General features: G+C 71.1%; 10 protein-coding genes and 1 pseudogene. 3 read left to right on the forward strand and 8 right to left on the reverse strand.

What is annotated here, in order from left to right; genetic code table 11:
• Positions 1-3 precede the first annotated feature (3 nt).
• Positions 4-2,547 carry an FHA domain-containing protein gene (locus ACIOHP_RS15365; protein ID WP_401888380.1) on the reverse strand — a complete coding sequence of 848 codons (2,544 nt, stop codon included), beginning with the start codon at positions 2,545-2,547 and terminating at the stop codon, positions 4-6.
• Between the two features lie 238 nt (positions 2,548-2,785).
• On the opposite strand from ACIOHP_RS15365, the pseudogene ACIOHP_RS15370 reads away from it, so the two are divergent.
• Both ACIOHP_RS15370 and serB read left to right on the forward strand, forming a co-directional pair.
• A pseudogene (locus ACIOHP_RS15370) lies at positions 2,786-4,655 on the forward strand (streptophobe family protein); the annotation flags it as partial.
• Between the two features lie 1,015 nt (positions 4,656-5,670).
• Entirely contained in the window at positions 5,671-6,882 is a 1,212-nt protein-coding gene (gene serB / locus ACIOHP_RS15375; RefSeq protein WP_266894319.1) for a phosphoserine phosphatase SerB, read from the forward strand.
• Positions 6,883-6,974: 92 nt separating this feature from the next.
• Here the strand turns inward: serB and ACIOHP_RS15380 are convergent, their stop codons facing one another.
• The 4 genes from ACIOHP_RS15380 to ACIOHP_RS15395 form a co-directional block, all read right to left on the reverse strand.
• A complete protein-coding gene (locus ACIOHP_RS15380; RefSeq protein WP_401887608.1) occupies positions 6,975-7,493 on the reverse strand; it encodes a SixA phosphatase family protein in 519 nt (172 codons plus the stop codon).
• A gap of 100 nt (positions 7,494-7,593) precedes the next feature.
• Positions 7,594-7,800: a hypothetical protein gene (locus tag ACIOHP_RS15385; RefSeq protein WP_046257754.1), complete on the reverse strand. Its 207-nt coding sequence runs from the start codon at positions 7,798-7,800 to the stop codon at positions 7,594-7,596.
• A 159-nt stretch (positions 7,801-7,959) separates the two neighbouring features.
• Positions 7,960-8,076, reverse strand: a complete 117-nt coding sequence (locus ACIOHP_RS15390) for an SGM_5486 family transporter-associated protein (RefSeq protein ID WP_266829118.1) — start codon at positions 8,074-8,076, stop codon at positions 7,960-7,962.
• Between the two features lie 48 nt (positions 8,077-8,124).
• Positions 8,125-9,408, reverse strand: a complete 1,284-nt coding sequence (locus tag ACIOHP_RS15395; RefSeq protein ID WP_401887612.1) for a CynX/NimT family MFS transporter — start codon at positions 9,406-9,408, stop codon at positions 8,125-8,127.
• A 70-nt stretch (positions 9,409-9,478) separates the two neighbouring features.
• On the opposite strand from ACIOHP_RS15395, the gene ACIOHP_RS15400 reads away from it, so the two are divergent.
• A complete protein-coding gene (locus ACIOHP_RS15400) occupies positions 9,479-10,168 on the forward strand; it encodes a FadR/GntR family transcriptional regulator (protein WP_361560602.1) in 690 nt (229 codons plus the stop codon).
• Here the strand turns inward: ACIOHP_RS15400 and ACIOHP_RS15405 are convergent.
• The 3 genes from ACIOHP_RS15405 to fabG all read right to left on the reverse strand — a co-directional run bounded on the left by ACIOHP_RS15405 (position 10,149) and on the right by fabG (position 12,184).
• A complete protein-coding gene (locus ACIOHP_RS15405; RefSeq protein ID WP_401887615.1) occupies positions 10,149-10,496 on the reverse strand; it encodes a hypothetical protein in 348 nt (115 codons plus the stop codon). The two genes, ACIOHP_RS15400 and ACIOHP_RS15405, sit on opposite strands and share 20 nt — an antisense overlap.
• A 186-nt stretch (positions 10,497-10,682) precedes the next feature.
• Positions 10,683-11,459: an enoyl-ACP reductase FabI gene (gene fabI, locus ACIOHP_RS15410; protein ID WP_266829110.1), complete on the reverse strand. Its 777-nt coding sequence runs from the start codon at positions 11,457-11,459 to the stop codon at positions 10,683-10,685.
• A gap of 5 nt (positions 11,460-11,464) precedes the next feature.
• Positions 11,465-12,184 carry a 3-oxoacyl-[acyl-carrier-protein] reductase gene (gene fabG, locus ACIOHP_RS15415; protein WP_266894307.1) on the reverse strand — a complete coding sequence of 240 codons (720 nt, stop codon included), beginning with the start codon at positions 12,182-12,184 and terminating at the stop codon, positions 11,465-11,467.
• Positions 12,185-12,330 lie beyond the last annotated feature (146 nt).

The following is a 12,330-nucleotide window of genomic DNA, read 5'->3' on the forward strand; positions in this document are numbered from 1 at the left end:
CGGTTACTTGCGCATCACCTCGGGCTCGTGGCGGCGCAGGAAGCGGGCCACGAAGAAGCCGCAGATCACGCCGAGGACGATCAGGGCGGCCATGTCCATGCCCCAGGCGCCGAGGGTGTTCTCCCACAGCGGGTCGTTGCTGTCGCCCTTGGCGGGCGGGCTGATCCGGTTGAAGTCGAGCGTGGCACCCGCGGCCGCGACCGCCCAGCGCGACGGCATCAGGTACGAAAGCTCATTGACGCCGACCGAGTTGGCCAGCGGGAACAGACAGCCGGTGAAGACGACCTGGACGATCGCGAACATGACCAGCAGCGGCATGGTCTTCTCGGCGGTCTTCACCAGGGCCGAGATGATCAGGCCGAACATCATGGCGGTGAAGCCCAGCGCCATGATCGGGATGCACAGCTCCAGCAGGATCGGGACGCCCGGGAGCAGGCCCTCCTTCGGGACCGTGCGGCTGGTGAAGCCGATGAGGCCCACCATCAGGCCCTGGAGCACGGTGATCACGCCGAGCACGAACACCTTGGACATCAGGTACGCGGACCGGGACAGGCCGGTCGCGCGCTCCCGTTCGTAGATGACCCGTTCCTTGATCAGCTCACGGACGGAGTTGGCGGCGCCGGCGAAGCAGGCGCCCACCGCGAGGATCAGCAGGACGGTGAGAGCCGTGCTGTTGGCGACAGGCTTGCCGGTGTTCGGGTTGATCTCCGTGTTGACCAGGAGGTCCTTGCCGGAGTCGATGAGCAGGCTCACCGAGCCGAGGACGAGCGGCAGGATGATCGACAGGGCCAGGAAGCCCTTGTCGGAGGCGATCACCGAGGTGTACCGGCGCACGAGAGTGCTGAACTGGGACATCCAGCCCTGTGGTTTCGGTGGCCGCATCGCCTGCATCGGCGGCATCTGTACGGACTGCGGCGCAACGGCGTCGATGTCCGCGGCGTACATCTGGTAGTGCTGCGAGCCCTTCCAGCGTCCGGCCCAGTCGTAGTCGCGGTAGTTCTCGAAGGCGGAGAAGACGTCGGCCCAGGTGTCGTAGCCGAAGAAGTTCAGCGCCTCCTCGGGCGGGCCGAAGTAGGCGACCGCACCGCCGGGAGCCATCACGAGGAGCTTGTCGCAGATCGCCAGCTCGGCCACCGAGTGGGTGACGACGAGGACGGTACGGCCGTCGTCGGCGAGGCCGCGCAGCAGCTGCATGACGTCGCGGTCCATGCCCGGGTCGAGGCCCGAGGTGGGCTCGTCCAGGAAGATCAGCGACGGCTTGGTGAGCAGCTCCAGGGCCACGGAGACACGCTTGCGCTGGCCACCGGAGAGGGAGGTGACCTTCTTCTCCTTGTGGATGTCCAGCTTCAGCTCGCGCAGTACCTCGTCGATACGGGCGTCGCGCTCGGCGCCGGTGGTGTCGGCGGGGAAGCGGAGCTTGGCCGCGTACTTGAGGGCCTTCTTGACGGTCAGTTCCTTGTGCAGGATGTCGTCCTGCGGGACCAGACCGATGCGCTGGCGCAGCTCGGCGAACTGCTTGTACAGGTTCCGGTTGTCGTAGAGGACGTCGCCCTGGTTGGCGGGCCGGTAGCCCGTCAGCGCCTTGAGCAGCGTCGACTTGCCGGAACCGGACGGTCCGATGACCGCGATCAGCGACTTCTCCGGGACGCCGAAGGAGACGTCCTTGAGGATCTGCTTGCCGCCGTCGACCGTGACGGTCAGATGGCGGGCCGAGAAGGAGACCTCACCGGTGTCGACGAACTCCTCGAGGCGGTCGCCCACGATCCGGAACGTCGAGTGACCGACACCGACGATGTCCGTCGGGCCGAGCAGGATCGAGCCGCCCTTGGCGATCGGCTGACCGTTGACGTAGGTGCCGTTGTGCGAGCCGAGGTCGCGGATCTCCATGCGCCCGTCGGGCGTCGAGTGGAACTCGGCGTGGTGACGGGAGACCTGCAGGTCGGAGACGACCAGTTCGTTCTCCAGGGCACGACCGATCCGCATCACGCGGCCGATCGAGAACTGGTGGAACGTGGTCGGGCTGCGGTCGCCGTAGACCGGCGGCGCCCCCGCGCCGACGCCGGGACCCTGCTGCTGCGGAACCTTCCCGACAGAGGGCTGCTGCTGCGGCTGCTGCCAGCCGGCCTGCGGGGCCTGCTGGTGCTGCGGTGTCTGCTGGGCCCAGCCCGGGTTCGCGGCCGGAGCGGCCTGAGCGCCCCCGCCCTGAGCGCCCTGGGCGGCGTACGGCTGCTGCTGAGGCTGCGCGGCCGGGGCCGCGGTGCCGGAGAGGCTCACCCGCGGGCCGTCGGTCGCGTTGCCCAGATGTACCGCCGAGCCGGGGCCGAGCTCCAGCTGGTGGATCCGCTGGCCCTGCACGAAGGTGCCGTTGGTGGAGCCGTGGTCCTCGATGACCCAACTACGGCCGCTCCAGCTGATAGTGGCGTGCCTCCAGGACACCCTGGCGTCGTCGAGCACGATGTCACCCTGCGGATCGCGTCCGAGGGTGTAGGGCCTGGACGCGTCTAGCGTCCAGGTACGTCCATTCAATTCCAGTACGAGTTCCGGCACTCCATGCCCCATGAGTAGTCCCCCGAGTTACCCCCAACACAGGGAGTCTAGGGATGTCGAACATCGTCGGGAACTATTTCAGGCTCTGCCCCCTGACCGAAAGCCGGGCCTCGTGAAGACCACGCACACACGCTTCGACCGGTTCCGTTGACGGGGTTGAAACCGACCCGGAGAGTGGTAATCCACGCGAGGGGGACATGCGCGGCGATCGCCGCATCCGCGGATCGGGGGGTCTGCCATGAGTGCGTCCATGAGCGTCGACACCACCAAGCACGGCTCGAAGGTGCCGTGGGGAGACATCCTGCTGTCCGCGATCGCCGCCGTGAGCTGGGCGTTGATCGGGATGGCGGGCGTCGCCGCGCTCGGCCTGCACCTGCTGGAGGCCGACTCGGCGGCATCGCTGGGCCCGATGACCGCGGCGGTGGTGGCGCTCGGGGCGGGTGGTGCGGTGACACCGTCCGGCGACGTGTCCGCTTTCGGGCTGACGGGCGCGGAGGCGGCGACGGCCATCGAGATCACGCCACTGGGCGTCAGTCTGGTCGGCGCGCTCCTTTTGTCATGGTTTTTTCTACGGTCCTTACGGGCGGCCGGAGTTGTCGTCGCACCGGCCGAACTCCTCGCGCGCGCGGGTGCGGTGGTCGCGCTCTTCGTGGCCACGCTGGGCGGGCTGGCCTGGGCGGGTCACGACGTCATCACGATCGACGGCAGCGCGCTCGGTCTCGACGAGCTGCCCGGCGGCGGAGGAGGGGGCGGGGGTCTGGAGATCCCGGGACTCGGCGATGTCGGGGACATCGGCGGACTGCTCCCGGACCAGATCGGCGACCTGGTCGACGCGAAGGCGGCGGTCGGCTTCACGGTGGACACGGTGCCGACGCTGCTCGGGGGCCTGGTCTGGTCGGCCGGCGTCCTGCTGATCGCGCTCCTCGCCTCGCGCCGCACGCCGTTGCCCCGCGGCTGGGAAGCGGTGCATCGCGTCGTACGCCCGGCGGTGTCCGCCCTCGTGACCGTCCTGCTGGTCGCCGTGGCGGCGGGGCTCGCGGCGGCGGCGTACGCGTCGATCAGCGACGATCACCCGAAGCGGATCGCGGGCGCGGCGCTGCTGGGCACGCCCAACGGCACGTGGCTGGGCATCCCGATCGGCCTGTTCGTGCCGTGGGACGGCCGGGCGACCGGCCCGCTGGCCGGCTTCCTCCCGGACCCCCTGGACGACCTCCTGAGCTCCGAGCGCGACCAGTCCGTGTCGCTGTCGCGCCTCGCGGAGCTGGACGGACGGGTGTGGCTGCTGGGGGTCGCGGCGGCGATGATGCTGCTGCTGGCGGGGGTGCTGACGGCGGTGCGGACGCCGGTGGGGGTACCTGTCCCTGGGTCGGCGCAGGCCGGGGGTGCTCTCGGGGGGTTGACGGGCGTACGAGGCTCCGGGGGCGGCGCGGGGAGTGCGCAGGTACGGGATCCGGGCGCCCTCGGTTTCGCCGGGCGCTGTGCGTTGCGGCTGGGGGTCGTGACGGCGTTGACGTTGCCGTTGCTCGCCTGGATGACGGAGGTGTCCGTGAACGCCTCGCTGTCGGTGCTGGGCTTCGACGCGTTCGGCGCCGGCATCGAACTGCACGGGCAGCTCGGCATGGCACTGCTTCTCGGCGCCCTGTGGGGAGCGGGCGCGGGCGCCGTCGGGGCACTGCTCGCCCGTGCGACCGGGGCGGCGGGGAACCGTGCGGCACCGCTGGCACTGAGTGGCGTGGGCGGGGCTCCGGGGAACGGGGGGCCGGACGCCGGGCGGCAGCCGCCGTATGCGGGCGGGGCCGAGGCGTATCCGCGACCGCCCGGGCGGTATCCGGGCGAGCCCGGGTCGGCGCCGCATGGGGGGCCTTCGCGGGGGGCGCCGTATGCGGGGGCGTCGGGGGCGGATCCGTACGCGGGGGCGTCGGGGGCAGATCCTTATGCGGGTGGTTCCCGGGGCGCGCCGCGCGGTGGCGAGGCCGAGGCGACGCCTGCGGGTGGCGAGTCCGGGCCGTACGCGCCGGGTGCGCCGTACCGGCCGCCGAACCCCGCGACCAATCCGTACCTGCGGATGCCGGACGAGCTGCGGGGACCGGAGGACGCGCGACCGTCCGACGCGCGACCGCCCCGACGCGGGCGGCCACCGGGCGGGGCGCCGCCGGGGCGAGGGGCACAGTCCGCTGAGGGTGGCAGGCAGCCGGGGACGCCTCCCCCCGGGCAGGGCTACTCACCTTCGGGACCACCGCCGGGACAGGGGGCTCCGCCCGGCGAGAGCAGCCGGCGACCAGGACAGAACGCACAACCGACCGAGGGCGCCTGGCAGCCCAGGACACGCCCCCCGGGGCAAGGCCGCTCCCCCTCGGAACCACCGCCAGGGCAAGTGGCTCCACCTGGCGAGAGCAACTGGCGACCAGGACAGAACGCACAACCGACCGAGGGCGCCTGGCGGGCCGGGACACGCCCCCCGGGGCAAGGCCGCTCCCCCTCGGAAGCGCCTGGCGGTCCCGGGGGTCGGCCGGGCGAGAGCGCCTGGCGGCCCGGGGCGCCTCCTCCGGGGCGGGGGCGCCCGTCCTCGAGCGCGCCGCCTGGGCGAGGGGCGCGGCCCGGTGAGGGTGTCTGGCGGGGTGAGGTGGATCCGTCCGCCGGGGGTGCGAGCGGTGGGCCGCCGCCTGGGGGTGACGACGAGTCGCCGCCGGCCGGTGACGACCTGTACGGCGCTCCCACTGTGGTGCGTCCGATCGAGCCGCCGCCCCGGCGTATGCCCCCGGGGCGCGAGCCGTCCACGCCCGACGACGGTCCGCCGCCACCGCCGCCCCCTCCCCCGCCGGGGAAGCCGAAGGGGCGGAGGTGATCCGGGCGCGGTGATGCGGGCGAGGACGGTCGGTGAAGGCGTTTCGGGGGCGCGGCAGCGGGGCGAGGCGCCCGCTGCACCCCTGGTCTCCGTCGTCCTCGGTCCCCGGCGCGCCGACCACGTGGCCGGTATCCGTCGGTCCGGTCTCCCGACATGTGCCCATAGAGCCGTAGCCACCGCGTAAGGCCCCCGCCACTTGAGCGACGCTCAGTGTTCCCTGTCCGTCAGGCGGACCTCAGGGGCGGAAGGCACTGGGTGCCGGATACGGTGGGTACACCATGAGCGCTTCGCAGACCTCCGACGTCCCCACTCTGCTCGTCAAGATCTTCGGCAAGGACAGGCCGGGCATCACTGCCGGACTCTTCGACACTCTCGCCGCCTACTCCGTCGACGTGGTCGACATCGAGCAGGTCGTCACCCGTGGCCGCATGGTGCTGTGCGCGCTCGTGACCGAGCCGCCGCGCGGGTTGGAGGGCGACCTGCGCAAGACCGTCCACAGCTGGGCGGAGTCGATGAAGATGCAGGCCGAGATCATCTCCGGCCTGGGCGACAACCGGCCCCGTGGCCTCGGCCGCTCCCTCGTCACCGTGCTCGGACACCCGCTCACCGCGGAGGCGACCGCCGCGACCGCCGCGCGGATCACCAAGGCCGGCGGCAACATCGACCGTATCTTCCGGCTGGCCAAGTACCCGGTGACCGCGGTCGAGTTCGCGGTGTCCGGTGTGGAGACCGAGCCCCTGCGGACCGCATTGGTGACCGACGCCGCCGCGCTCGGCGTGGACGTCGCCGTCGTCGCGGCCGGGCTGCACCGGCGCGCGCAGCGGCTCGTCGTCATGGACGTCGACTCGACGCTCATCCAGGACGAGGTCATCGAGCTCTTCGCCGCGCACGCCGGCTGCGAGGACAAGGTCGCCGAGGTGACGGCGGCCGCGATGCGCGGGGAGCTGGACTTCGAGCAGTCGCTGCACGCGCGTGTGGCCCTCCTCGAAGGGCTCGACGCCTCGGTCGTGGACAAGGTGCGCACCGAGGTGCGGCTGACCCCCGGCGCCCGCACCCTCATCCGTACGCTCAAGCGCCTCGGCTACCAAGTCGGTGTCGTCTCGGGCGGATTCACCCAGGTCACCGACGACCTCAAGGAGCGCCTCGGGCTGGACTTCGCCCAGGCCAACACCCTGGAGATCGTCGACGGGAAGCTGACCGGCCGGGTCACCGGCGAGATCGTGGACCGGGCGGGCAAGGCGCGACTGCTGCGCCGGTTCGCCGCCGAGGCGGGGGTGCCGCTGGCGCAGACCGTGGCCATCGGTGACGGTGCCAACGACCTGGACATGCTCAACGCGGCCGGCCTCGGGGTCGCCTTCAACGCCAAGCCGGTGGTCCGGGAGGCGGCGCACACCGCGGTGAACGTGCCCTTCCTGGACACCGTCCTGTATCTGCTGGGTGTGACCCGCGAAGAGGTCGAGGCGGCGGACACCCACGACGACATCGACTGAGCCGTCGCGTACGGCGGGCGTCGCACCGCGTGAGAAGGGCCCGGCACCGTGACGGTGCCGGGCCCTTTCACAGGGTTCTCACATCGGTCGGATCATTCGGACGGTGCCCAGTAGTCCAGGAGCGTGGCCGCGCCCGGCTCCAGCGTCTTCCAGGGGCCGGTGAACGACAGGACGGCGAAGGCGGCGGCCGGGAAGCCGCGCCGGCTCATCCGCTCGCCGGCATCCCCCTCGGCCGAGCCGGCCAGGATGTCGGCGAGGCCTTGCACGCCCGGGTTGTGGCCGATCAGGACGATGTTCCGCGCGTCGTCCGGGGTCTCGTTGAGCACGGCGATCAGCTCGCCGGGTGAGGCCTCGTAGACCCGCTCCTCGTAGACGGTTTTCGGCCGGTGCGCGAACTCGTGCACGGCGAGCTTCCAGGTCTCGCGGGTCCGGGCCGCGGTGGAGCACAAGGCCAGGTCGATGGGGATCTCGGTGTCGGCCAGCCTGCGTCCGGCTTCTGCGGCATCCTTGCGGCCCCGGTCGGCGAGCGGCCGCTCGTGGTCGGTCACCTGTGGCCAGTCGGCTTTCGCATGCCGGAAGAGGACGATCCTGCGGGATTCTGCGACGCTCATGAGACCCAGCTTCGCATGAAATAGGCCATAAGGCGCAGGGAGTTGACAGGCGGCCCCACAGGTGTGTGGAGGCGGTCGAGAGCCGGTGCCGCCGGGGTGCTCAGCGCGTGACCAGCTGCTGTATGCGCTCGAAGAGCTGGGTGATCAGGGGATCGTCCGCGGCGGCGTGCGCGTCGGACGGGTTCAGGATCAGCGCCAGCAGCGTGATGAAGGCCAGCGTCGGCAGGGCGAGGGCCCACCAGGGCAGCCGGATGTCGACGCGTCCCCGGGTCGCCGGGTGGGGCGGGGTGTGCGTAGGGGCCGACATGGTTGCCTCCGCGTCTTCGAGTGGGCCGGTGGTCCGCTGTGCCGCGGTCACATCTCGAAGTTACGGAATCGCGGGCTCTCAACCCATCCGGTGATCCACCCAGTTGACCCTGAGACTCGCCCCCTAGGGGATGGTGGGGCTAGCCCCACCCCCGCCGGTTCAGGGTGAGGCGATCGACGCGATGACGGCGATGATCACGAAGATGGCGAGGAACGCGCCGAAGACGAGCAGCATCTTCTTCTGGCCGTTCTGCGGGTTCGGGTCGAGCACTGGCATGCGGCCAGTCTCGCACTTCCGACCGGCATCGGATCCGCCGGGGTGGCGTCAGCGGGCCGCCTCTTCCTCGACCGTCCTGTCGCGTCCCGCGAGGACGCCCACGGCCATCTGCGGGACCATCAGGGCGGCCATGAGGGCGATCGGCAGGCCCCAGCCGCCGCTGTGCTGGTAGAGCACGCCGACCAGGAGCGGGCCCGGGATGGAGATCAGATAGCCGGTGCTCTGCGCGAACGCGGAGAGCTGGGCGACGCCGGCCCCGGTCCTGGCCCGCATCCCGACCATCGTCAGGGCCAGCGGGAAGGCGCAGTTGGAGACGCCGAGCAGCAAGGCCCAGGCCCAGGCTCCGGAGGCGGGCGCGAAGTAGAGGCCGGCGTATCCGGCGAGGCCGCAGACGCCGAGCACGAGGACGATCGGGCCCTGGTGCGGCAGCCGGGTGGCCACGCGCGGGATGACGAAGGCGAGCGGTACGCCCATCACCATCGTGACGGCGAGCAGCAGTCCGGCCGTGCTCGCGGGCACGCCCGCGTCGCGGAAGATCTGCGCCATCCAGCCCATGGTGATGTAGGCGGCGGTGGCCTGGAGCCCGAAGAAGACGGCGAGCGCCCAGGCGGTACGGCTGCGGGTGATGCGCAGCGCGGGCCGCTCCTCGCGCGCGGGTGCCTCCGTGGCGGACGCCGTCCCCCGCCGCCGTACCGACGGGATCCACGGCAGTACGGCCGCGGCGGCCAGCCCCGCCCAGACCGCGAGCCCGGTCTGCCAGCTGCCGCCCAGTTTGTCGGTCACCGGCACGGTGACGGCGGCCGCGGTCGCCGTGCCCAGGGCGAGGGCCATCGAGTAGAGGCCGGTCATGGTGCCGACGCGGTCCGGGAACCAGCGCTTGACGATGACGGGCATCAGGACGTTGCTGACCGCGATGCCCATGAGGGCGAGAGCGCTGGCGGCCAGGAAGCCGACCGTGCTGCCCGTGTACGGCCGTATGAGCAGGCCTGCCGTGATGGCGACCATGCCGGCGCACACCACCGCTCCCGGTCCGAAGCGGCGGGCCAGGCGTGGGGCCATGACACCGAAGAAGGCGAAGCAGAGCGGGGGCACGGAGGTCAGGAGCCCGGCCATGCTCCCGCTCATGCCCAGTCCGTCGCGGACCTCCTCCAGGAGGGCGCCGAGGCTGGTGATGGCGGGGCGCAGGTTGACGGCGGCCAGGACGATGCCGAGCACGAGCAGCCGTGCCGGCCACGCGCGCGTGGCGGTCGCCGGGGGCTCGCTCGGCGCCGAGCTGCGGATGTGCGGGGACGTCATCGTCCGGGTTTCCTCACGTGCCATGCCGCCCATCATAGAATCATGGGATGATTGGTTGTCCATCCCCCGGCTGCCCCGGGTCGGCGATCCCATGCGAAGGTGTGCCATGCCTCTGAGCCATCCCCGTCGATCGGCACTGTCCGAGCAGGTCATCGCGGCGCTGCGGCAGCAGATCACGTCGGGCGAGTGGCCGGTCGGCTCGCGCATCCCGACGGAACCGGAGCTCGTCGAGCAGCTCGGGGTGGCCCGCAACACGGTCCGCGAGGCCGTCCGCGCGCTCGCGCACAACGGTCTGCTGGACATCCGCCAGGGCTCGGGCACCTATGTCGTGGCGACCAGTGAGCTGGCCGGTGTGATGCACCGCCGGTTCGCCGACGCCGATCCCCGGCACATCGCCGAGCTCCGCGCCACGCTGGAGTCCTCCGCGGCGCGGCTGGCCGCCGAGCGGCGTTCGGAGAAGGACCTCAAGCAGCTCGACGCGCTTCTCGTACGGCGCGAGGAGGCGTGGGAGTCGGGTGACGCGGAGGCCTTCGTGACGGCGGACTCGTCCTTCCACCTGGCGGTGGTGGCGGCGTCCCACAACGACGTGATGTCGGCGATGTACGCGGACCTGGGCGAGGTGCTGCGGGACTGGCTGCGCGAGGACGTCGGCGCGGAGCTGACGCCGGAGACGTACATGGACCACACGCGGCTGGTCGACGCGATCCGCGCGGGCGACGCGGAGACGGCCGCGGCGGAGGCGGCGGGCTATCCGTTCCTGTGCCGGCCGGGCCGGTTCACCGCTTCTGGTGGCTGACCCACACCGAGCGGACTTCCTTCCAGCAGCGGCCGTCCAGACGTACGGTCTGCGCGGGCCCGGCCTCGACCGGGGCACCGTCGCTGTCGACGTCCCACCAGCGGGTGCACTCGATGTGCAGCCGGACGCGGTCGACGTCGGGATACGGGTTGTGGCAGTACGCGGTCACATGGGAGCCGGTGATCCTGCTGTGGCAGGCGGCGCCGAACAACTCGGGTTCCTCGGCCCTCGGTCTCTCCACGTGTGCGTGCGGTGATGCGTCGTGCGGCAGGGACAGCAGGAGGGCTACGGCGACGGCTGCTGAGGCGAGGCTGCGGGACAGGCGCACAAGGGGACCTCCTCGGCCGTGCTGGGGAGGGAAGCGTGGTGAACGCGTAATCCAGAGTGCCCAGTTGTGCGCCCTGCCCGCCCGGCCGGATAGGCCGAACGGGTTACCCCGCGCGGACGCGCTGAGGGGCCGCACCCTTCACAGCGGGTGCGGCCCCTCAGTGTCGGCCGAGGCTCAGCGGCAGCGTCACGCTCCGATGGCGTGCAGACCGCCGTCCACGTGGACGATCTCGCCGGTGGTCTTCGGGAACCAGTCGCTCAGCAGGGCGACGACGCCCTTGCCGGCCGGCTCCGGGTCCTCCAGCTTCCACTCCAGCGGGGAGCGGCTGTCCCACACCGACGCCAGTTCGGCGAAGCCGGGGATCGACTTCGCGGCCATGGAGCCGATCGGACCGGCCGAGATCAGGTTGCAGCGGATGTTGTGCTTGCCCAGGTCACGGGCCATGTAGCGGCTGGTGGCCTCCAGGGCGGCCTTGGCCGGGCCCATCCAGTCGTACTGCGGCCAGGCGAACTGGGCGTCGAAGGTGAGGCCGACGACGGAACCGCCCTCGGTCATCAGCGGCAGCAGCGACATGGTCAGCGACTTCAGCGAGAACGCGGAGACGTGCATGGCGGTGGCCACGGACTCGAACGGCGTGTTCAGGAAGTTGCCGCCGAGCGCGTCCTGCGGCGCGAAGCCGATGGAGTGCACGACACCGTCGAGCCGGTCGCCGAGGTGCTCACGGACCTGGCTCTCCAGGCGGGCCAGGTGCTCGTCGTTGGAGACGTCGAGCTCCAGGACCTTGACCTTCTCCGGCCGGGGCAGCTTCTTGGCGATGCGCTCGGTGAGGGTCGGACGCGGCCACGCGGTGAGGATGATCTCCGCGCCCTGCTCCTGGGCCAGCTTGGCGGTGTGGAAGGCGATGGAGGACTCCATCAGCACACCGGTGATGAGGATCTTCTTGCCCTCGAGGATTCCAGCCATGGTGTTCAGTGACCCATTCCCAGTCCGCCGTCAACCGGGATGACGGCTCCAGTGATGTACGAGGCGTCGTCCGAGGCGAGGAACCGCACCGTCGCGGCGATCTCCTCGGGCTGCGCGTAACGACCGAGCGGCACCTGCTTGACGATGTTCTCGCGCTGCTCGTCGGTGAGCACCTTGGTCATGTCGGTGTCGACGAAGCCGGGCGCGACGACGTTGAAGGTGATGTTGCGCGAGCCCAGCTCACGGGCGAGGGAGCGCGCGAAGCCGACCAGACCGGCCTTGGAGGCGGCGTAGTTGGCCTGGCCAGGGCCGCCCATCAGTCCGACGACCGACGAGATCAGGACGACACGGCCCTTCTTGGCGCGCAGCATGGCGCGGTTGGCGCGCTTGACGACGCGGAAGGTGCCGGTGAGGTTGGTGTCGAGGACGGACGTGAAGTCCTCCTCGGACATGCGCATCAGGAGCTGGTCCTTGGTGATGCCGGCGTTGGCGACCAGGATCTCGACGGGACCGTGCGCGTCCTCGATCTCCTTGTAGGCCTGCTCCACCTGCTCGGTGTCGGTGATGTCGCACTTGACGGCGAGGCAGCCCAGTTCCGCCAGGGCGGCCGGTGGCTCACCCGAGCGGTACGTGATCGCGACCTTGTCGCCGGCTTCGGCGAAAGCTCGGGCGATGGCGAGGCCGATGCCCCGGTTGCCTCCGGTGACGAGAACCGAGCGGCTCAACGGATCACCCTTTCCATAGCGGTCTGAACTCACCCGCCCGGCACCCGGAGGGCAGGCGGCTTCCTTCGAAACCTATCGGTCTGCCCCGGCGTGCGGACATTCGGGCACCGACAGTGGCTCGGGGGCCCCACTGTCGGGTCCCTACA

The organism is Streptomyces sp. NPDC087859 (genome assembly GCF_044742595.1).
Classification (GTDB): domain Bacteria; phylum Actinomycetota; class Actinomycetes; order Streptomycetales; family Streptomycetaceae; genus Streptomyces; species Streptomyces canus_F.

Bases quoted from the DNA above. Each gene is read 5' to 3' on its own strand.
- serB (WP_266894319.1), top strand. From the start codon at position 5,671: ATGAGCGCTTCGCAGACCTCCGACGTCCCCACTCTGCTCGTCAAGATC.
- ACIOHP_RS15380 (WP_401887608.1), bottom strand. From the start codon at position 7,493: ATGAGCGTCGCAGAATCCCGCAGGATCGTCCTCTTCCGGCATGCGAAA.
- ACIOHP_RS15385 (WP_046257754.1), bottom strand. From the start codon at position 7,800: ATGTCGGCCCCTACGCACACCCCGCCCCACCCGGCGACCCGGGGACGC.
- ACIOHP_RS15390 (WP_266829118.1), bottom strand. From the start codon at position 8,076: ATGCCAGTGCTCGACCCGAACCCGCAGAACGGCCAGAAGAAGATGCTG.
- ACIOHP_RS15395 (WP_401887612.1), bottom strand. From the start codon at position 9,408: ATGATGGGCGGCATGGCACGTGAGGAAACCCGGACGATGACGTCCCCG.
- ACIOHP_RS15400 (WP_361560602.1), top strand. From the start codon at position 9,479: ATGCCTCTGAGCCATCCCCGTCGATCGGCACTGTCCGAGCAGGTCATC.
- fabI (WP_266829110.1), bottom strand. From the start codon at position 11,459: ATGGCTGGAATCCTCGAGGGCAAGAAGATCCTCATCACCGGTGTGCTG.